This is a genomic window from Thalassospira profundimaris WP0211 (genome assembly GCF_000300275.1).
Taxonomy (GTDB): domain Bacteria; phylum Pseudomonadota; class Alphaproteobacteria; order Rhodospirillales; family Thalassospiraceae; genus Thalassospira; species Thalassospira profundimaris.
This window is the reverse complement of the sequence record NZ_AMRN01000006.1, coordinates 247,145-264,316: the sequence shown is the minus strand read 5'-3', so window position 1 is coordinate 264,316 and position 17,172 is coordinate 247,145. Positions and strand designations below refer to the sequence as shown.

16 protein-coding genes are annotated in these 17,172 nt (G+C 51.3%); 14 read left to right on the top strand and 2 right to left on the bottom strand.

The genetic code is table 11. The annotated features are described in order from the left end of the window. Positions 1-284: 284 nt before the first annotated feature. The 14 genes from TH2_RS13260 to TH2_RS13195 all read left to right on the top strand — a co-directional run bounded on the left by TH2_RS13260 (position 285) and on the right by TH2_RS13195 (position 14,247). A complete protein-coding gene (locus TH2_RS13260) occupies positions 285-1,223 on the top strand; it encodes a GNAT family N-acetyltransferase (protein ID WP_008890945.1) in 939 nt (312 codons plus the stop codon). A gap of 59 nt (positions 1,224-1,282) precedes the next feature. Continuing rightward, on the top strand, positions 1,283-2,080 hold the full coding sequence (locus tag TH2_RS13255) for a hypothetical protein (protein ID WP_008890944.1): 798 nt from the start codon (positions 1,283-1,285) through the stop codon (positions 2,078-2,080). A gap of 215 nt (positions 2,081-2,295) precedes the next feature. After that, positions 2,296-3,069, top strand: coding sequence for a glucose-1-phosphate cytidylyltransferase (gene rfbF, locus TH2_RS13250; protein WP_008890943.1), 774 nt, complete (start codon positions 2,296-2,298; stop codon positions 3,067-3,069). Between the two features lie 11 nt (positions 3,070-3,080). Next, entirely contained in the window at positions 3,081-4,148 is a 1,068-nt protein-coding gene (gene rfbG, locus TH2_RS13245) for a CDP-glucose 4,6-dehydratase (protein WP_008890942.1), read from the top strand. After that, entirely contained in the window at positions 4,145-4,705 is a 561-nt protein-coding gene (locus TH2_RS13240; RefSeq protein ID WP_008890941.1) for a dTDP-4-dehydrorhamnose 3,5-epimerase family protein, read from the top strand. The genes rfbG and TH2_RS13240 overlap by 4 nt, the downstream gene beginning before the upstream one ends. Further along, positions 4,702-5,925 carry a class I SAM-dependent methyltransferase gene (locus TH2_RS13235; protein ID WP_008890940.1) on the top strand — a complete coding sequence of 408 codons (1,224 nt, stop codon included), beginning with the start codon at positions 4,702-4,704 and terminating at the stop codon, positions 5,923-5,925. Before TH2_RS13240 ends, TH2_RS13235 begins: the two co-directional genes overlap by 4 nt. Further along, positions 5,922-6,767 carry an NAD-dependent epimerase/dehydratase family protein gene (locus TH2_RS13230; protein ID WP_008890939.1) on the top strand — a complete coding sequence of 282 codons (846 nt, stop codon included), beginning with the start codon at positions 5,922-5,924 and terminating at the stop codon, positions 6,765-6,767. Before TH2_RS13235 ends, TH2_RS13230 begins: the two co-directional genes overlap by 4 nt. A 7-nt stretch (positions 6,768-6,774) precedes the next feature. After that, complete coding sequence (locus TH2_RS13225) at positions 6,775-7,833, top strand: class I SAM-dependent methyltransferase (RefSeq protein ID WP_008890938.1); 1,059 nt, start codon at positions 6,775-6,777, stop codon at positions 7,831-7,833. Between the two features lie 16 nt (positions 7,834-7,849). Further along, positions 7,850-8,581, top strand: a complete 732-nt coding sequence (locus tag TH2_RS13220; protein ID WP_008890937.1) for a cephalosporin hydroxylase family protein — start codon at positions 7,850-7,852, stop codon at positions 8,579-8,581. Between the two features lie 33 nt (positions 8,582-8,614). After that, positions 8,615-9,472 (top strand): CgeB family protein, encoded by an 858-nt coding sequence (locus TH2_RS13215; protein WP_008890936.1) that lies wholly within the window; start codon positions 8,615-8,617, stop codon positions 9,470-9,472. 11 nt (positions 9,473-9,483) lie between these two features. Beyond that, positions 9,484-10,830, top strand: a complete 1,347-nt coding sequence (locus tag TH2_RS13210) for a hypothetical protein (protein ID WP_008890935.1) — start codon at positions 9,484-9,486, stop codon at positions 10,828-10,830. 163 nt (positions 10,831-10,993) lie between these two features. After that, the gene (gene argC, locus TH2_RS13205) at positions 10,994-12,040 is read left to right on the top strand and encodes an N-acetyl-gamma-glutamyl-phosphate reductase (protein ID WP_008890934.1); all 1,047 of its coding nucleotides are present in this window, start codon (positions 10,994-10,996) and stop codon (positions 12,038-12,040) included. A gap of 174 nt (positions 12,041-12,214) precedes the next feature. Beyond that, positions 12,215-12,742: a gamma carbonic anhydrase family protein gene (locus TH2_RS13200; protein ID WP_008890933.1), complete on the top strand. Its 528-nt coding sequence runs from the start codon at positions 12,215-12,217 to the stop codon at positions 12,740-12,742. Between the two features lie 227 nt (positions 12,743-12,969). Beyond that, complete coding sequence (locus TH2_RS13195) at positions 12,970-14,247, top strand: cytochrome-c peroxidase (protein WP_008890932.1); 1,278 nt, start codon at positions 12,970-12,972, stop codon at positions 14,245-14,247. Here TH2_RS13195 and TH2_RS13190 read toward each other — a convergent pair. Continuing rightward, positions 14,244-15,116, bottom strand: coding sequence for an NAD(P)-dependent oxidoreductase (locus TH2_RS13190; RefSeq protein WP_008890931.1), 873 nt, complete (start codon positions 15,114-15,116; stop codon positions 14,244-14,246). The genes TH2_RS13195 and TH2_RS13190 overlap by 4 nt on opposite strands. Before the next feature lie 89 nt (positions 15,117-15,205). Then, complete coding sequence (locus tag TH2_RS13185; protein ID WP_008890930.1) at positions 15,206-17,008, bottom strand: PHA/PHB synthase family protein; 1,803 nt, start codon at positions 17,006-17,008, stop codon at positions 15,206-15,208. Positions 17,009-17,172 lie beyond the last annotated feature (164 nt).

Here is a 17,172-nt window from a genome sequence, read left to right as displayed (position 1 = left end):
CGGATGTCGGATTCAGACCGATGTTGTTGTCATCAAAGAATTTTAAAAAGAGGGATCGAAAATTCGGAAGGTTGTGATATTAACAAATCTCTGACGCGATAATTTTTTGAATTTAAGGTGTGATCCGATGGTTGGAACGATGCGACGAGTTTTCAAAACATAACTGTTTGAACCTCTATTGGATAACCTTGCGATATGTGAAGGGCCGCTAATGGAGCGGTCTTTTTTTATGCCAATTTGAAAGTTTGGCACTTACCTGAAGCCCAAAGAAAGGGACCCCCGATATGCAGTACAGAAAGCTGCACGACGCCGATTTTGATGCCGCAATCGCATTCCTTGCCGACCATGCAGCGACCTGCATGGTGCTGCGCGGGAACCTGCGAACTGCCGGTATTGAACGACGTCGCCACCCGCTTTCTGGCAACTGGTTCGGGGAAGTGGCCCCGGATGGCAGCATTAGCGCGATTGTCGCGCAATTTGGCAATGGCAATGTCTTTGTCGAGGCCGGCGATCAGAAGGCAATCCCAAAGTCCCTGACGGCTGCGTTTGTTGCAGACCCGCTGAAACCGGTTGCAGGTGTGTTTGGTCAATCAGATCAGGCGCAGGATATGCTCTGCCAGCTGGGGCTTGAAGATGCGGTCTATGCGATCAATGCATCGGACGTGCTTTACGAGCTTGATCTTGCCAAACTGATCGTGCCGCAAAACGCCCGCGCCGATGATTTTCAGATGGTTGATGCGGAAAAGATTGACCGCAATACATTGCTGCGCTGGTTGCGTGCCTACGAGATCGAGGCGCTCGGCGCGGAAGACACCCCCAGCCTTGACAGCAAAATCGCCTCACGCCTTGTCCATGCGCTGGATGCCCGGACCATGTGGGGCCTGATCGTCGATGGCAAGGCGGTGTCGCTTTCAGGCTTCAACGCAACCTTGCCCGACATGGTGCAAGTAGGCCCCGTCTGGACCCCGCCCGAGGAACGCTCCAACGGTTATGCCCGTATTCTGGTGGCCAAAACACTTCTCGCGGTGCGGGCGAGGGGCGTTAAACGTGCTATTCTGTCAACCGACAGCGAAGCGGCCGCAAAGGCGTATGAAGTGCTTGGGTTTAAGAAGATTGGGCGGTATCGGCTGGCGATATTGGCGGTGCATCAAGATTGGGCAACAATCAGAACCGCCGAAATTCCTGCGTATGCCGAAATGCAATCAGAGAGTATGGTGGACTGATATAGGTTCCCCATATATACAATTAAATCTGGATCTTACGGTGTATTTAGGGGAACCGGATGTCAGTATACGTCATTTGTAATAGCGAAATGCCGCTTTACCGGTTGCCTGAAGGGGCCAAAGTCATCTGGCTGAATTCAGAGAAAGCTCCCAAGTCAGATGAGTTTGAAATCATTCATGGATATGATTTCTGTGAAAATCCCGAACATGTTCACAATTACCTCGCAGGTTCCCTTGGGGCCTATGTGATATTGCAGCTATTACTTGAGCAAGGTGAAAAAGCTCCTGAAAAGACCACCATCTGGCAATATCGAAAATTCGTGAGCCAGACAAAATATGGCGAGCCAACGAAAAACTATCCCGGCATGTACTCGGTTAACAAGGGGGAAGAAGTTGCTCCGGTTGTTTCAGATGCATCAGATTTCTTTTTCCCGTCTCTTCTTAACTTGGGTAGCATCATCAACCACTACGCTTCTGTCCACCATCTTGAGGATTTCTATAAGTATCTGATTTGTACGCTTGAAACAGGTGTGCTTAATCCCAAAGAGACGCTTCAGTTTTCCAATTTCAAGTTCCTGATACCAGGGGGAATTGAATTGGGCACTTTCAAGACCGACTGGTGGAAGGTGGCTGCTGAAAAGGTCTTCAGATGTAATTTAGCGTTTGTCGATCAGTTCAAAGTTAAAGCCCCTAACAATCCTGTGCAGAAGCGTGCTGTTGCCTTTTGTTCTGAAAGATTGGGTAGTTACTTTTTGTTGATGCATCTGAGCAATACCAACAAAGGAAACATACCGATGAGCTTTATGGGAACGATGCATACTGTCTCAGAGGGGGATATTTATCTTCCTGGGCGCTAACGCTTGAGATACGTGACTATTGTCGACCTCAGTAACTGTTTTCGCTGATCACTTGTAGCGGCTAAATATTTGGTTCGGATGGGCCTTATCTTTATCGTAACGAGTTATGTGGAGAATCCTAAAATCAGCGTTCTTTTAGGCTGGTTAAAACTGGTAACCTGATAGCTTGCCAAGCACGTCATTGTCTACGACGTCTATGATCGTAAGGAGGGGTGGTGAAAGCAGTTATACTTGCTGGTGGGTTGGGGACGCGTATTTCTGAGGAAACGCACCTTAAACCGAAGCCCATGATTGAAATAGGCGGTAAGCCGATCCTTTGGCATATAATGAAAGTGTACTCCACACACGGCGTCAATGATTTCGTTATCTGCTGTGGTTACAAAGGGTACTTGGTCAAAGAGTATTTCGCGAACTACTTCCTTCACATGTCTGATGTCACGTTTGACATGCAATCTAACAAGATGGAAGTCCATCAACGCAAGGCAGAGCCGTGGCGTGTCACCTTGGTTGATACCGGTGAGGCAACCATGACCGGGGGGCGCCTTAAACGTGTGCGAGACTATGTTCAGGACGAGGATGCATTTTGCTTCACGTATGGCGATGGTGTTTGCGATCTTGATGTCACCGCTAGCATAGATTTTCATAAGAAACATGGGAAACTAGCGTCGGTAACAGCAGTTCAGCCACCGGGACGCTACGGAGCATTGGAGCGATCCGGAACGCATGTAACAGGGTTTTCGGAAAAACCACGCGGTGATGGTGGCTATATCAATGGTGGGTTCTTCATTCTGTCGCCAAAAGTGCTTGAACGAATTGAAGGTGATGAAACCAGTTGGGAAGCGGAACCACTAGCCGGGTTGGCCAAGGACGGGCAGCTTGAAGCATTCGAACATAACGGTTTTTGGCAGCCCATGGATACCTTACGAGACAAGAACATGCTCGAGCGTTTGTGGGAAACGGGTTCCGCCCCTTGGAAGATTTGGGATTAGGCGCTCCAAAAATGCAAAATTCATCCTTTTGGAAAGGAAAGAGAGTTCTTCTAACAGGACATTCCGGCTTCAAAGGGGGCTGGCTGAGCCTCTGGTTGGCTGAAATGCAGGCTGATGTCTATGGGATTAGCCTGAGCCCCGATAGCAATCCGAACTTGTTTGATGCAGCCAATGTCGGGTCAGTGATAAACAGCAGTGTGTTTTGCGATATTTGTGACCGTGATGCTTTGGCGCAACACGTTAAGGCCATCAATCCCGAGATCGTTTTCCATTTGGCTGCTCAGCCGTTGGTAAGGGCTAGTTACCGCGATCCACTTTTGACTTTTGATACAAATTTCATGGGAACGGCGCATTTGCTAAATGCCCTCAGGGAGTGCAGCGAGCTTAAATGCGCGGTCATGATTACCACGGATAAGGTATACAAGAATCAGGAATGGCTCTGGCCGTATCGAGAGAACGAAGCGCTTGGTGGTCACGATCCATACAGTGCGAGCAAAGCTGCAAGCGAACATGTGATCTCATCGTTTCGTGATTCCTTCTTTGCAGAGAAGGGCGTGAGTATCTCATCTGCCAGGGCCGGAAATGTGATTGGCGGCGGTGACTGGTCGGAAGACAGGTTGTTGCCCGACGCCGTTCGGGCATGGTCATCAGGACGCACACTAGAGGTTCGTAACCCAAATGCTGTAAGGCCATGGCAGCATGTGGTTGAGCCACTTTACGGGTATCTGACCTTGGCTGAGCGCTCGTTTAATGAAGCTTCGCTTGCCGGGGCATATAATTTCGGTCCCAGTCATGAAGGGACTGACGACGTTCGATTTGTTGCCGAATTGGCAGCCAGCAAGTTTGGTGGTGGAAAGGTTGTTTTCGGTGCTGCGCAGGACGCTTTGCACGAAGCAAAAACGCTGCGCCTTGATAGCTCAAAAAGTCGAATTCAACTTGGAGTCAAACCGGTCTGGAGTTTGCAAGAGTCCATTGAGCGAACCATGAAGTGGTACCGCAAATTTTTGGATGGGGCTGATGCCCGTAAACTTTGCCTTGCCGATATTGATGATTTTGACAAAAGGCTTCCCCTATTATGAGCAGGTTTGAAATACATAACCTGCCTTTGGCGGGGGTCAGCAAGATTGTGCGTTCGTTCAGGGGGGACGAGCGGGGTTTTTTAAGCCGCTTATATTGCAGTGACGAGTTTGAAAAAGCTGGCTGGGATACTTCTATCGCGCAAATCAACCATACCCTGACGTCGGAAAAGGGCACAGTGCGGGGGCTCCATTTTCAACGTCCTCCATATTCCGAAAAAAAATTGGTAACTTGCCTTCACGGGGAGATTTGGGATGTGGTTGTCGATATCCGCCGAGATTCCAGCACTTTCCTTCAGTGGCACGGCGAAAAGATATCGTCAGAACGCGGGGAAGCAATACTAATCCCGGAAGGATTTGCACACGGATTTCAAACGCTGACGGATGACGTTGAATTGATATATTTGCATTCAGCCCCATACCACCCTGCGTCTGAAGATGGCCTGAGTCCGGATGATCCTGAATTAAGAATAAAATGGCCATTGCCTTGCGCGAATTTGTCTAAGCGAGACAAAGGGCATCCCATGATTGATGAACATTTTTCAGGGATCAAGCTATGAACTGTCGGCACTGCAATGCATCACTGAGGCGCGGATTTCTTGATTTAGGCTTTGCGCCGCCATCTAATAGTTATGTCATTCGTGAACATCTTTCGGATCCGGAAGTTTGCTATCCGCTGCGGGTTCAGGTTTGTGATCATTGCTGGTTGGTGCAGACAGAGGATTATACGAAGGAAACTGATCTTTTTACTTCCGACTACGCCTATTTTTCCAGTACATCGAAAAGCTGGCTCGCGCATGCTGCAAAGTATTGTGACAAGGTAACCCGTGACTTGGACCTCGACGAAGAAAGCTTTGTTGTCGAGGTTGCATCAAATGATGGATATCTCCTGAAAAATTTCGTGATGCAGCGAATTCCGTGTCTTGGTGTGGAACCGACAGATGATACCGCACGGGCGGCAGAACTATTGGGCGTTCCAGTTGTGCGTGAATTTTTCGGTCAGGCTGTTGCCGAAAAACTATCGGCCAGTCATGGGAAGGCGGATCTGGTGATCGGCAATAACGTGTTTGCCCACGTTCCCGACATCAATGATTTCGCGCGAGGTTTGGCAGTAATGCTCAAGCCTTCAGGCACCATTACGCTTGAGTTTCCGCATCTGATGCAGCTTATCAAGCTGTGTCAGTTTGATACAATTTATCACGAGCATTTCTCTTACTTGTCTCTCTACACTGTTGGAAAGATTTTTAACGATGCGGGGTTGCGAATTTATGACGTAGAGGAACTGACAACTCATGGTGGCAGTCTTCGGGTCTATGGCTGTCATAAGGATGCAGATATCGAAACAACGTCATTTGTTTCCGAAGTCCTGTCGCAAGAAGAAAAGATGGGACTTCGTAAGCCGCACACATATGAGAGTTTTCAGGCACGCGCTGATAAGATCAAAGATGACCTGCTGATGTTCTTGATCAATTGCAAAAAGCAGGGGAAGTCCGTCGCCGCTTACGGGGCCGCGGCAAAGGGCAATCCGCTTTTGAACTATGCGGGTGTCAAAAAGGATTTGTTGCCCTTGGTTTGTGATGCCGCTGCCTCAAAACAGGGGAAATATCTGCCCGGAAGCCATATCCCGATCTTTGCACCAGAAGTGCTTAAGGAAAATGCACCTGATTATGTACTTGTACTGCCTTGGAACTTGCTGCCTGAAATACGCGAACAGCTTGGTTACTTGACCAAACACAATACCAAGTTTGTAATTGCCGTTCCTGAACTGGAAATTGTATGACGCGGTCGGTCCTTGTTACAGGTGCAACGGGATTTGTCGGGCAACACGTGCTGAGATCGCTGTGTGAGAAGGATATCAAATTAAAGCTTGTTGCCCGTCAGCAGACTGATTTGACGGTCATTGACAGCAATCAGTTTGCGCCAGTTATAGTTTCCACCACCGACGTGTTTAAAGAAAGTGTCGAATGGTGGCAGCGGCATCTGGAGGGTGTTGATACCGTTATCCATTTGGCGTGGTATGCTGAACCGGGAAAATACCAAACATCAGCACGTAATCTTGATTGTTTGTCTGGGACCTTAAAGCTGGCGCAAGCTTGCGAAGCCTCGAATGTCAGTAGGTTCGTCGGAATTGGAACATGCTTTGAATATGACCTTTCCCAAAAGGTTCTGCCGGTGACCACGCCGCTTAGGCCCAATTCACCTTACGGGGCTGCCAAGGCGGCACTATACTTGGCACTGTCACAGTTTTTCCTGAATTCTTCAAACCTGAAAGGGAAAGCAGTTGAGTTTGCCTGGTGCCGTCTATTTTATCTCTACGGAGAAGGTGAAGACGAACGACGATTGGTTTCGCATATCCGAAACCAAATCCGGAAAGGAGAGCCGGTTGCACTGACATCGGGTACCCAGGTTCGGGATTTTATGGATGTCTCCGATGCAGCACGAGAAATTGTCGAGGTCGCACTGGGAGATGTTCAGGGACCGGTTAACATATGCAGCAGGAAGGCAACGACTGTTAGAGAACTTGCGGAAAAAGTTGCGGACGAGTTTGGGCGACGTGATCTTCTGCGCTTTGGCGCGCGCGAAGACAACGTGATTGATCCGCCCTATGTTGTTGGGGAGTAACGACTTTATGACTTCAAGCTCAGGTGTCAATGTGTTGTATCGGCAGAAGTCGTTTCCAGTACTTCAGAACCGTGTTTATGCAAGCCAAAGTGATGCAATAAGTTGTGTCACGGGTGATATAGAAGTTGTCGAAGACCTCCAAACGGGTTTAGTCCGCAATATCGCATTTGATCCGTCAATTATCGACTACGACGCGAACTACGATAATGAGCAGGGGCATAGCACTTTCTTCAAGGATCACCTTGAAGTTGTCTCTGAGATCATCCAGCGGACAATGCAATTGTCCGATCTTGTGGAAGTTGGTTGCGGGAAAGGCCTTTTTCTGGAGCTCCTGTCATCCAAAGGAGCGACGATTACAGGGGTTGATCCAACTTACGAAGGAAGCAACCCAAAAATTAAGAAACGATACTTCGAGCCAGGAGTTATGGCACCATCCAATGGGCTGATTCTGAGACATGTATTGGAACATATTCCTGACCCCGTTTCGTTTCTTGAACAGCTTAAGGTCGCGAACGGTGGAAAGGGGCTCATTTATATCGAAGTTCCGTGTTTTGACTGGATTTGCGAAAACAAGGTTTGGTTCGATATTTTCTATGAGCATGTTAATTATTTCCGTCTAAGCGATTTTGACCGAATATTTGGCCGCATCCTGGAGAAGGGGCGACTTTTCGGTGGGCAGTATCTTTATGTCGTTGCAGACCTGGCTTCGCTTGGAACACCTGAAATAGGTTCAGATGAGCGACTGCCCTTTCCTGAAGATTTTTTGAATATTCCAACACACCCTGAAAAAAATATCGTTATTTGGGGTGGTGCATCAAAAGGCGTTATCTTTGCATTATTGATGATGCGTGCTGGATACAATGTGAAGGCAGCGGTTGATATTAACCCGGCGAAGCAGGGAAAATACCTGCCCGTAACTGGTGTGCCGGTGATTTCTCCGGATGAAGCGATGGCGTCACTACAGCAAGGGTCTGATGTCTATGTGATGAACTCTAATTACACTGATGAAATTCGCCGGATAACATCGGATAGGTTCAACCTTATTGAAACAGATACCAGAAAATAGAGGCGGGTCCGCAAAAATGGAAAAATCCAATACGTTGAAAAATGCTGCTGATGTGTTTATGCGGGAGTCTATATCGGAACGATATTCTTATAATTTTGAATGGCTTGGAAGGCCGATCATACAGTATCCGCAGGATATATGTGCCCTGCAGGAGTTGATTTGGACGGTGAAGCCGGATTTGATCATTGAAACCGGCATTGCACACGGCGGGTCCTTGATTTTTAGCGCTTCAATGTTGGCGCTTTTGGAAATGTCGGAAGCAGTACTGAACGGTGAGATGCTTGATCCTTCCAAGCCAAAGCGAAAAGTTCTGGGCGTTGATATTGATATTCGTGCCCATAACCGTAAGGCCATCGAAGCACATCCCATGTATCCAAGGATTGAAATGCTGGAAGGATCCAGTATTTCGGATGAAATCTTCTCCAAGGTAAAGAAGGTCACTGCAAACTATTCGAAAATTCTGGTTGTGCTCGACAGCAACCATACCCATGACCATGTTTTATCAGAACTAAAACTTTACGCGCCGCTGGTTAGTGTCGAGAGTTACTGCGTCGTCTTTGATACAGTGGTTGAAGATCTCTCAAATGATGCATTTCCTGATCGCCCTTGGGGTGTTGGGGACAATCCGAAAACAGCGGTTTGGGAATATTTGAAAACTCACCCCGAGTTTGAAATCGACCAGGCCATCTCAGACAAGATTCTGATTAGTGTTGCGCCGGATGGATATCTCAAGCGCACAGCCAGCTAAAGCTAACAATTTAAACAGAAAAGATTTTTGGTTATGAATACTGAGAAACTCTACAATGTCTGCATCGTCCAGCCTCCGGGTTACATTCATTCACTGGCGTTTGCGGAGTTGGCCGAGCTTTTGATGTATTCGATCCGCGAGGCGGGGCATCCGGCGCAGATCCAGACCAATCAGTTTGTGCAAGGTGGCGTGAACGTGATTGTCGGGGCGCATTTGCTTGATGTTTCGGCTCTGCGCGCCGTGCCAGAGGGAACAATTATCCTTAATACCGAGCAGCTCACAGGTGTTGGAGAGAAATGGCGGGAGCAACTGACAGGCTGGTTTGAGTCTGGTCTTGAAATCTGGGACTACAGCCCGGCCAATATCGAGGTCATCAAGGCGCTGGGGGCTGAAAAGGTCCGCTACTTGCCGATTGGCTTCCAGAAAGAACTGCAGCGGATCGATATTACTGTCGAACAGGATATTGACGTTCTGTTCTATGGGTCGATTAATGAGCGCCGGCGCGACATCCTAAACCAGATTGAAGCCAAGGGGCTTAACCTGAAGGTCCTGATGGGGGTTTATGGCAAGGAACGTGATCAGTGGATCGCGCGGTCAAAAGTCATCCTGAACCACCACTTCTATGAGAGCCAGATTTTTGAAATCGTCCGTGTCTCCTACCTTTTGACCAATGCCAAGGCGGTCGTCGCGGAAGTAAACCCGGAAACAGTGATTGAGGATCGTTTCCGCAAAGGGGTCATCGATGTGCCCTATGCCGGTTTGGTGGATGCGGTGTGTGACTTGGTTGCCGACACGACCAAACGCAAGGCATTGCAGCGCCGCGCGTTAAACAGCCTCATCAAATATCCGCAGGTCGAATTCACCAAACCCCTTCTGGAATTCACTCACTAAGGCTTACCGACATGCTCCGAGCACACACGCGTATCAACGTTGCAGCGTGCCGTGCCGGTGCCATGTTTGCGCTTGTCTGCATCATTGCCTTTGGGGCTGTGCTTCCGGCAACAGCTGAGAACCTGTCACAGGTCCTGTACCGGTTTGAAAACCGGGCGCTGACCTTGGGGCGATATGGCGCGGCGGCGGTGTTTCAGGAACGGCTTTTTGCGCAGGCGGCAAACTGTGCGGGCAAATCGGCCGGTAGCTATGGCGCGCCGGACGGGGTTGTCGGGACGAAGACGCGGCAGGCGATCATTGATCTGCAACCTTGCCTAAATGCGGCTGTTCGGGCTGCAGTCGGGGCCGAAAGTTACGGGGCAATCACGGTCGGGGTTTGGCGGTTATTGATGCCAGCCCAGCTGCCACCACCTGATGCGATCACGCGGGCTAACCACCTGACCTTTGCGTTGGAGGGCACGGACTACGACGTCATCCAGTTCAATTTCTGTCAGTCGAGAAATCCCCGCAGCGGCAAGACCTTTCTGGAAGGTGATCCTTATTGCCATACCAATGACCCGCGCGCCTATCTGACATGGGGACCACGCGGGGCAACTGCCGGGGCAGGGGCGGAAATCCAGCAAATTCTGTTTGCCGCCGAGCGCGCCAATCCCGGATTGCTGCAAAACGTCTTTGGCCCGTTTACCGAGGATATGCATCGCCTGGCACTTGGCAACAATGACGCGGCGTTTGATATACTTTGCGCGATTTGGGTCAATGAGCGTAAGCGTACTGCCTTCGAAAAACGCTTTGCCGACTATGGCGCGCGGTATGAGGTGCAGGCGGCCTACCACCGGGTATATGACGCGGCCAATGCCGATGGGGGTAAAATAGCGCGATTTTTCAAATTGTATAACGCCCTGAAACCGGTGATAAATCGCGATCCGACCGAGATTGATCTGGCCTTTTTCATTGACCGTGCAACGCATGGATCGGTGCCACCCGGCGATATCAGCGACCTTGTTGATCGCATGACAAAATTCGTCACCCGCACGCGCAATGTGCCAAGCCCGGGTGAGCTGCGCAAACAACTGGCCGCATGGTTGCCAACGCATCACAAATACAATGACCGGCTGGCGCGCGATGCAATTTTTCTGGTTGATGACCCGGATGTCGTTGTGTCGGATGCTCATCGGCGCATGTGGCTACAACGATCCGGGCTAAAGGCCAGTGACTTTGGGCTGTCTGACGCGCGCTACGTTGCAAGCTATCCCGTTGCAAGCCCCACGGCATACGAGAAGATCGAGAAATTCTATACCGTTTTGCCCGAGGATGCGCGCGCCTGTCCCGATACCGTACGCCGTGCGCGGAAGAAATAGGGTGCAATGATTTGCAACCATGACCAAAGCGCATGGGAATATTGCAAATCGTAAAGGGGTATTTTCCTCCTAATTGCTTGCATCTGCGGGGCTTGTTTGCCAACATCCGGGCGTTATCAATGCCTGTTTTCGAGCAGGTGCTAAATATGGAGTAGGAATTGAAATGAGCGACGTTAAGGTCAAAGTCGGAATTCTCGGTGCCAGTGGCTATACCGGGGCGGAACTGGTTCGCATTCTTGCGCATCACGAAGCTTCGGAAATTACCCTGTTGACCGCAGACCGACGTGCCGGACGTCCGTTCGGGGAAGTTTTCCCCCATCTTGCCCACATCAAACTGCCGACCATGATCTCGATAGCCGAGGCTGACTGGTCGACCGTCGATCTGATTTTCTGTGCGCTGCCGCATGGCACGACACAGGAAGTCATTGCCGGTCTGCCTGAGCATGTAAAGGTCGTCGATCTGTCGGCCGACTTCCGCCTGTTTGATCCGGCGACCTACAAGGAATGGTATGGCGCGGAACATGCCGCACAGGACCTGCAGAAAGAAGTGGTTTATGGCCTGACCGAACTGCACCGTGAAAAGATCAAAAAGGCACGCGTTGTTGCCAATCCGGGCTGTTATCCGACACCGGTGCAGCTTGCACTGACGCCGCTTCTGGAAGGCAAGCTTGTCCATGCTGAAGACATCATCATTGATGCCAAATCCGGTGTGACGGGTGCCGGCCGTTCGCCCAAGGAAATGACGCTTTATGCCGAAGTCACCGAAGGCATTCATGCCTATGGCACCGGTGGGCACCGCCATGCGCCAGAGATCGAGCAGGGCCTTGCCTGGGCGTGCGGCAGTGATGTTGTGGTGAACTTTTCACCGCACCTGATGCCGATGAGCCGCGGTATCCTTGAAAGCATCTACGTCAAAATGACCAACGGCACCACGGCCGAGGACATTCAGGCCGCCCTTGAAAAGCGGTTTGCCGATGAGCCGTTTGTGCGCGTTCTGCCATTCGGTGTCACGCCGCAGACCCGACATGTGCGTGGATCCAACTATGTCCTGATGGGCGTGGTCAAGGATCGTGTGCCGGGCCGTGTGATTATTGTTGCGGTCGAAGACAACCTTGTCAAAGGCGCATCCGGTCAGGCGGTTCAGAACATGAACGTCATGCTGGGCTTGCCCGAAACCATGGGGCTTGAGATCGAGCCGCTTTTCCCGTAAGCGAACCGGCGAACAATAAGTTAAAGGCGGAGCCATCTGGTTCCGCCTTTTTCGTTATCGGCTAAGCTTATCGGGCAATGGCCGAATTTTGCCAAAGCGGGCTTTCATGTCGGCCGGATCAACTTTAAACTGAGGGCAACTCATTGAATGCCAGTTTGTGAAAGGTCCCATAGCATGCGTTTGTCCTATCGCGGGGTGAAGCCCACCATTGATGAAACCGCCTTCATTGCCCCCAATGCGACGATCATTGGTGATGTTGAAATCGGGGCTGAAACCGGCATCTGGTTTGGCTGTGTCATTCGTGGCGATGTACATGAAATCCGTATTGGATCGCGTACAAATATTCAGGACCTGACCATGGTGCATGTCGCCAAGGGCAAGTTCGGCACCTATATCGGCGATGACGTCACCATTGGCCATTCGGCGATCATTCATGCCTGCACGCTTGAAGATCGAAGCTTTGTCGGCATGGGTGCAACCGTGATGGATGGTTGCGTGATTGAGCAGGGCGGGATGCTGGGTGCCAATGCGCTTTTGGCACCGGGGAAACGCATTCCAGCCGGCGAACTTTGGGCCGGTGTTCCGGCGCGCAAGGTGCGGAATCTGACGCAGGAAGAAATCGAGTTCTTCAAGGTGTCGGCAGATCGCTATGCCGATCTGGCGCAGGAATATGTCAAATCAGTCCCCGAGGACCTGGCATAATATCCATCAGCAATGCACGCGGGTCAGCGATCATCTGGACTGATGTCCTGGGATGCCGGTTTTGGTCGATGCGCGTTTGAATAAACGAATGTGAAGGAAACCAAAGGCAGCCAGCCATTGACTTTGATCAAGGCAAGGAGCAATTGTGTGGGTGTAAATGAAAAGCGTTCGCGATTGAGCGATTGCTTGACCCTCATCCGATAATTGACCAAATCAAAGTGTTTTCGATGCCCCACAATCTTCGTTCGTCACTGCATCTAACCTCTGTTTTCGCCCTTGTGGGCTGCTTTGCGGCCAGTTCCGCCTTGGCGGAAGATGCGTCGGCGATGCTGCATCGGCTTGCCGATGCAGGACATCGCAACACGGCAAGGGTGTCGGAAGTTGCGACGGCCGCCGTGGCGCAGTCACCCTTTGACAATCTGGCCAGCCTGGGTGAGGCACTTTATTTCGATACCAACCTTTCAGCCAATCGCACCATGTCCTGCGCCACCTGTCACGATCCATCAACGGGGTTCCGTGATCCGCGGGTTGATGTTGCAAGCGGGGCGTTTTCATTGGGCGATGATGGCGAAAGCCTTGGCGATCGTAATGCGCCGACCGCAAGCTATGCCAAATTCTCCCCGCCATTTCATGTGCGCGAAGATGGTGTTGCGGTTGGGGGCCAGTTCTGGGATGGGCGGGCGATGGATCTGGCCGAGCAGGCCGGTGGCCCGCCGCTCAATCCGATTGAGATGGGGATGCCGGACAAGGCCAGTGTGGTTGCGCGTCTGCGCGAGGACGACGACTATGTCGCAGGCTTCAAGGCGTTGTTCGGTGATGATGTCTGGTCGGATGCGGATGATGCATATGGCGCGATGACAAAGGCGATTGCCGCGTTTGAAGAAGGTGATGAGTTCGCACCGTTCGATAGCAAATATGACCGCTTCCTGCGCGGCGAATACAAAATGACGCCCGAGGAAGAATTGGGCCGTGTCCTGTTCTTTTCGCAGCAATTTACCAATTGCAATACCTGCCACATGATGAAAACCAGCCCGACAGCCGAAGGCGAGACCTTCACCAATTACGAATTCCACAATATCGGCGTGCCGCGCAATGTCGTAACGCGCGATGCGGTCCGCAAGGATGTCGGATTTACCGATAACGGGTTGCTCGATAACGCCGCCATCGACGACCCGGCCTATCGCGGCAAATACAAAACCCCGTCACTGCGCAATGTCGCGGTGACAGGGCCCTATATGCATAACGGGGTCTTTGCCGATCTTGAGACGGTGGTTCGCTTCTATAACAAATATAACAGCAAGTCCGAGATCAATCAGACCAACCCGGAAACCGACAAGCCGTGGGGCGAGCCGGAAGTGGCCGAAACCATTTCACTTAAAGAGCTTGAGCAGGGCGATGCCCTTGATGAAAAGCGCATCGATGCCATTGTCGCCTTCCTCAAGACATTGACCGACACGCGCTATGAACCGCTTTTGGAACAGCAGCAGGCGGCCAAAGCAAACTAGGCTTTCAGCGTTTCAATCACCGCACTTTGCGCCAGGTCGCCAAGGCCGGACTTTGTTGCCTTTTCAAAGACGTCATACGCACTTTGGCCAACGGGTGTCGACATGCCGAGGGCCTTTACAAGCGCAAGGGCATAGGATGCGTCCTTGGCGCGCAAGGCATTGGTGAAGTGGATGTTTTCGTGATGATTGCCACTGACCATACCGGGAACGGTCATAAGGCCGGAGCCACTGGCATTTGCGCCAATGGCAAAGGTATCTGCAACTGTTTGACCATCGAGCCCTGCCTTTTGCGCGACCGCAACCAATTCGGCGGCGGCGGCAATGTGAACAGCGCCGAGCAAGTTGTGCATCAGCTTGTAAACCGTGCCGGATTCGATCGGGCCGAAATGAATGGTCTTTTTGCCGGTGTCATTGAGGATCGGGGTGATGCGGTCAAGGGTTTCAGGCGCGGCTCCGATCAAAAAGATGGTGTTGCCCGCCTCAACATCGGCGGGAATGCCCGTTACCGGGCTATCAACATATCGAACACCCGCAGCCTCGATTGTTTTTGAAAGTTCAAGCACAAAGGCGTGCGACAGGGTGGAGCATTCAATCGCAATGCTGTCTTTGCTCATGGCGGCCAGCGCACCATCATCGCCCAGCCAAACAGATCGTGCTGCTGCGTCATCAGACATAAATGAAATCACGGTATCGACATCTTTGGCGGCCATTGCCGGTGTGTCGCAGGCGACTGCGCCAAGGGTAACAAGCGGTTCAAGTTTGGTTTTATTTCTGTTCCAGACCTTGATGTCATATCCCTTTGAAAGCAGGCGTTTGATCATCGCCGATGCCATGCGGCCAGCGCCAAGAAAGCCGATTGTGTGGGCCATCATTATTCCCTTGGATCTATTCGGATAAAAGAAAACGGTCTGCCGCGATGGCAGACCGTGAAAATGTGTCAGGGTGGTCTGCGATCAGATCAGGACAAGCTCACTTTGACATATTCGCCGGGGGCCGGGCCAATGACCTTAAGTTTGCCATCGCCGGGTTTGCGGGCATCGACCTTGCCACCGGCACGACGGCCGACCCAGTTTTGCCAATCGGTCCACCAGGATCCTTCATGCTGGGCGGCCTTGGCCATCCAGTCTTCGGGATTGGCCGGATTGCGGTTATAGGTCCAATAGCAGTATTTCTTGGCCGCCGGCGGGTTGACCACACCGGCAATATGGCCCGATGCAGAGAGGACGAATTTGACCTGACCGGACATCAACTGCGTCCCGGCATAGGTTGCCTGCCACGGTGCGATATGGTCTTCGCGGGTGGAAAGGAAATAGACCGGGATTTTGATGTCACGCAGATCAATCGGTTCGCCAAAGATCTTGATGCCGCCCGGTTCACGCAACAGGTTCTTGTTATACATATTGCGCAAATAGAAGCTGTGCATTGCCTTGGGCATGCGGGTGGAATCGGAGTTCCAATACAGAAGATCAAACGGGAACGGATCCTTGCCCAGCATGTAGTTGGATACAACAAACGACCAGATCAGATCATTGGCGCGCAGCATGTTAAACGACATCGACATATCGCGCCCATCAAGGTAGCCCTCTTTGGACATCTTGTGTTCAAGGCTTTTGATCTGTTCGTCATCAACAAAGACCGAAAGTTCGCCCGACTTTTCAAAATCGGTCAGCGTGGTCAGGAAGGTCGCGGATTTAACCCGGTCATCCCCGGTTTTGGCCATATAAGCCAGTGTCGAGGCCAGAAGCGTACCGCCAAGGCAATAGCCGATGGCGTTGACTTCTTTCTCGCCGGTGGCCTGTTCGATCATGTCAAGGGCGGCAAGAACGCCTTCCTTGGCGTAGTCTTCAAACGATTTTTCGGCAAGTTCGCTGTCCGGGTTAACCCAGGACAGGACAAACACCGTGTGGCCCTGATCAACCGCCCATTTGATGAAGGAGTTTTCCGGGCGCAGATCAAGAATGTAGTATTTGTTGATCCACGGTGGAACGATCACAAGCGGGCGTTTTGCAACCTTGTCGGTGCTTGGCTTATATTGCAGAAGTTCCATTAACGGCGTTTTGCCGACCACTGATCCTTCGGTGGTGGCGACGTTTTCGCCAACCTTGAAGGCATCAAGATCGGTCATGCGGATTTGCAGTTTGCCCTTGCCGCGTTCAAGGTCTTCCAGAAGGTTTTGCAACCCCTTAAGCAGGTTTTCACCACCAGATTCGATTGTGGTCCGTATGACTTCCGGATTGGTCATCAGGAAGTTGGTCGGCGAAATCGCATCGACGAATTGGCGGGTGTAAAATTCGACTTTCTGGGCGGTTTTATCGTCAAGCCCGTCCACATCGTGGACAACATTTTGCATCCATTGAGAAGACAGCAAATATGACTGCTTGATGAAATCAAACAGTTCATTGTTTTCCCACGCCTCGTCGCGGAATCGACGATCCCCCTTTTGCGGGGAGACAACCGGTTCGGCTTCTTCGCCCATCATACGCAGGGTGGTGTTGTGCCACAGCGTATAATATTGCTGCCAAAGCTCCATCTGGGCTTCGACCAGCCTGACCGGGTTTTGCATCATGTGCGTGGTCAATTCGGCAAAGGCAGAGCCGATATTAAGCGGGTCCGGGTCGGATATTTCCGGATCTTCTGCCTGCTTTGCCAGGAATTCAGACACAAGTCGTTGACTTTTCTCAGCAATCTCTGCCATAGCGGCAGAGAGCTTTTCGGGATCCGGATGTTTGTTTTCAGTTTCGATGGCCTGTTGATCGCTCATGGGGCATTCCCTTATGATACCGCCGCGGATACAAGGTAACTTCAGAACATTTTTGCGTCTTTGCAATATCGCAAGACTTTTGACGTTCTATGTTCCGGGTATCCGATTGACGTTCCGGGTTGAAACTTTGCTTGATCCCAAGCTTATCATGGCCTTAGCCTAGC

What these genes read in the sequence shown, in the direction of transcription:
- TH2_RS13260 (WP_008890945.1), top strand. Translation starts at nt 285, where the DNA reads ATGCAGTACAGAAAGCTGCACGACGCCGATTTTGATGCCGCAATCGCA.
- TH2_RS13255 (WP_008890944.1), top strand. Translation starts at nt 1,283, where the DNA reads ATGTCAGTATACGTCATTTGTAATAGCGAAATGCCGCTTTACCGGTTG.
- rfbG (WP_008890942.1), top strand. Translation starts at nt 3,081, where the DNA reads ATGCAAAATTCATCCTTTTGGAAAGGAAAGAGAGTTCTTCTAACAGGA.
- TH2_RS13240 (WP_008890941.1), top strand. Translation starts at nt 4,145, where the DNA reads ATGAGCAGGTTTGAAATACATAACCTGCCTTTGGCGGGGGTCAGCAAG.
- TH2_RS13235 (WP_008890940.1), top strand. Translation starts at nt 4,702, where the DNA reads ATGAACTGTCGGCACTGCAATGCATCACTGAGGCGCGGATTTCTTGAT.
- TH2_RS13230 (WP_008890939.1), top strand. Translation starts at nt 5,922, where the DNA reads ATGACGCGGTCGGTCCTTGTTACAGGTGCAACGGGATTTGTCGGGCAA.
- TH2_RS13225 (WP_008890938.1), top strand. Translation starts at nt 6,775, where the DNA reads ATGACTTCAAGCTCAGGTGTCAATGTGTTGTATCGGCAGAAGTCGTTT.
- TH2_RS13220 (WP_008890937.1), top strand. Translation starts at nt 7,850, where the DNA reads ATGGAAAAATCCAATACGTTGAAAAATGCTGCTGATGTGTTTATGCGG.
- TH2_RS13215 (WP_008890936.1), top strand. Translation starts at nt 8,615, where the DNA reads ATGAATACTGAGAAACTCTACAATGTCTGCATCGTCCAGCCTCCGGGT.
- TH2_RS13210 (WP_008890935.1), top strand. Translation starts at nt 9,484, where the DNA reads ATGCTCCGAGCACACACGCGTATCAACGTTGCAGCGTGCCGTGCCGGT.
- argC (WP_008890934.1), top strand. Translation starts at nt 10,994, where the DNA reads ATGAGCGACGTTAAGGTCAAAGTCGGAATTCTCGGTGCCAGTGGCTAT.
- TH2_RS13200 (WP_008890933.1), top strand. Translation starts at nt 12,215, where the DNA reads ATGCGTTTGTCCTATCGCGGGGTGAAGCCCACCATTGATGAAACCGCC.
- TH2_RS13195 (WP_008890932.1), top strand. Translation starts at nt 12,970, where the DNA reads ATGCCCCACAATCTTCGTTCGTCACTGCATCTAACCTCTGTTTTCGCC.
- TH2_RS13190 (WP_008890931.1), bottom strand. Translation starts at nt 15,116, where the DNA reads ATGGCCCACACAATCGGCTTTCTTGGCGCTGGCCGCATGGCATCGGCG.
- TH2_RS13185 (WP_008890930.1), bottom strand. Translation starts at nt 17,008, where the DNA reads ATGAGCGATCAACAGGCCATCGAAACTGAAAACAAACATCCGGATCCC.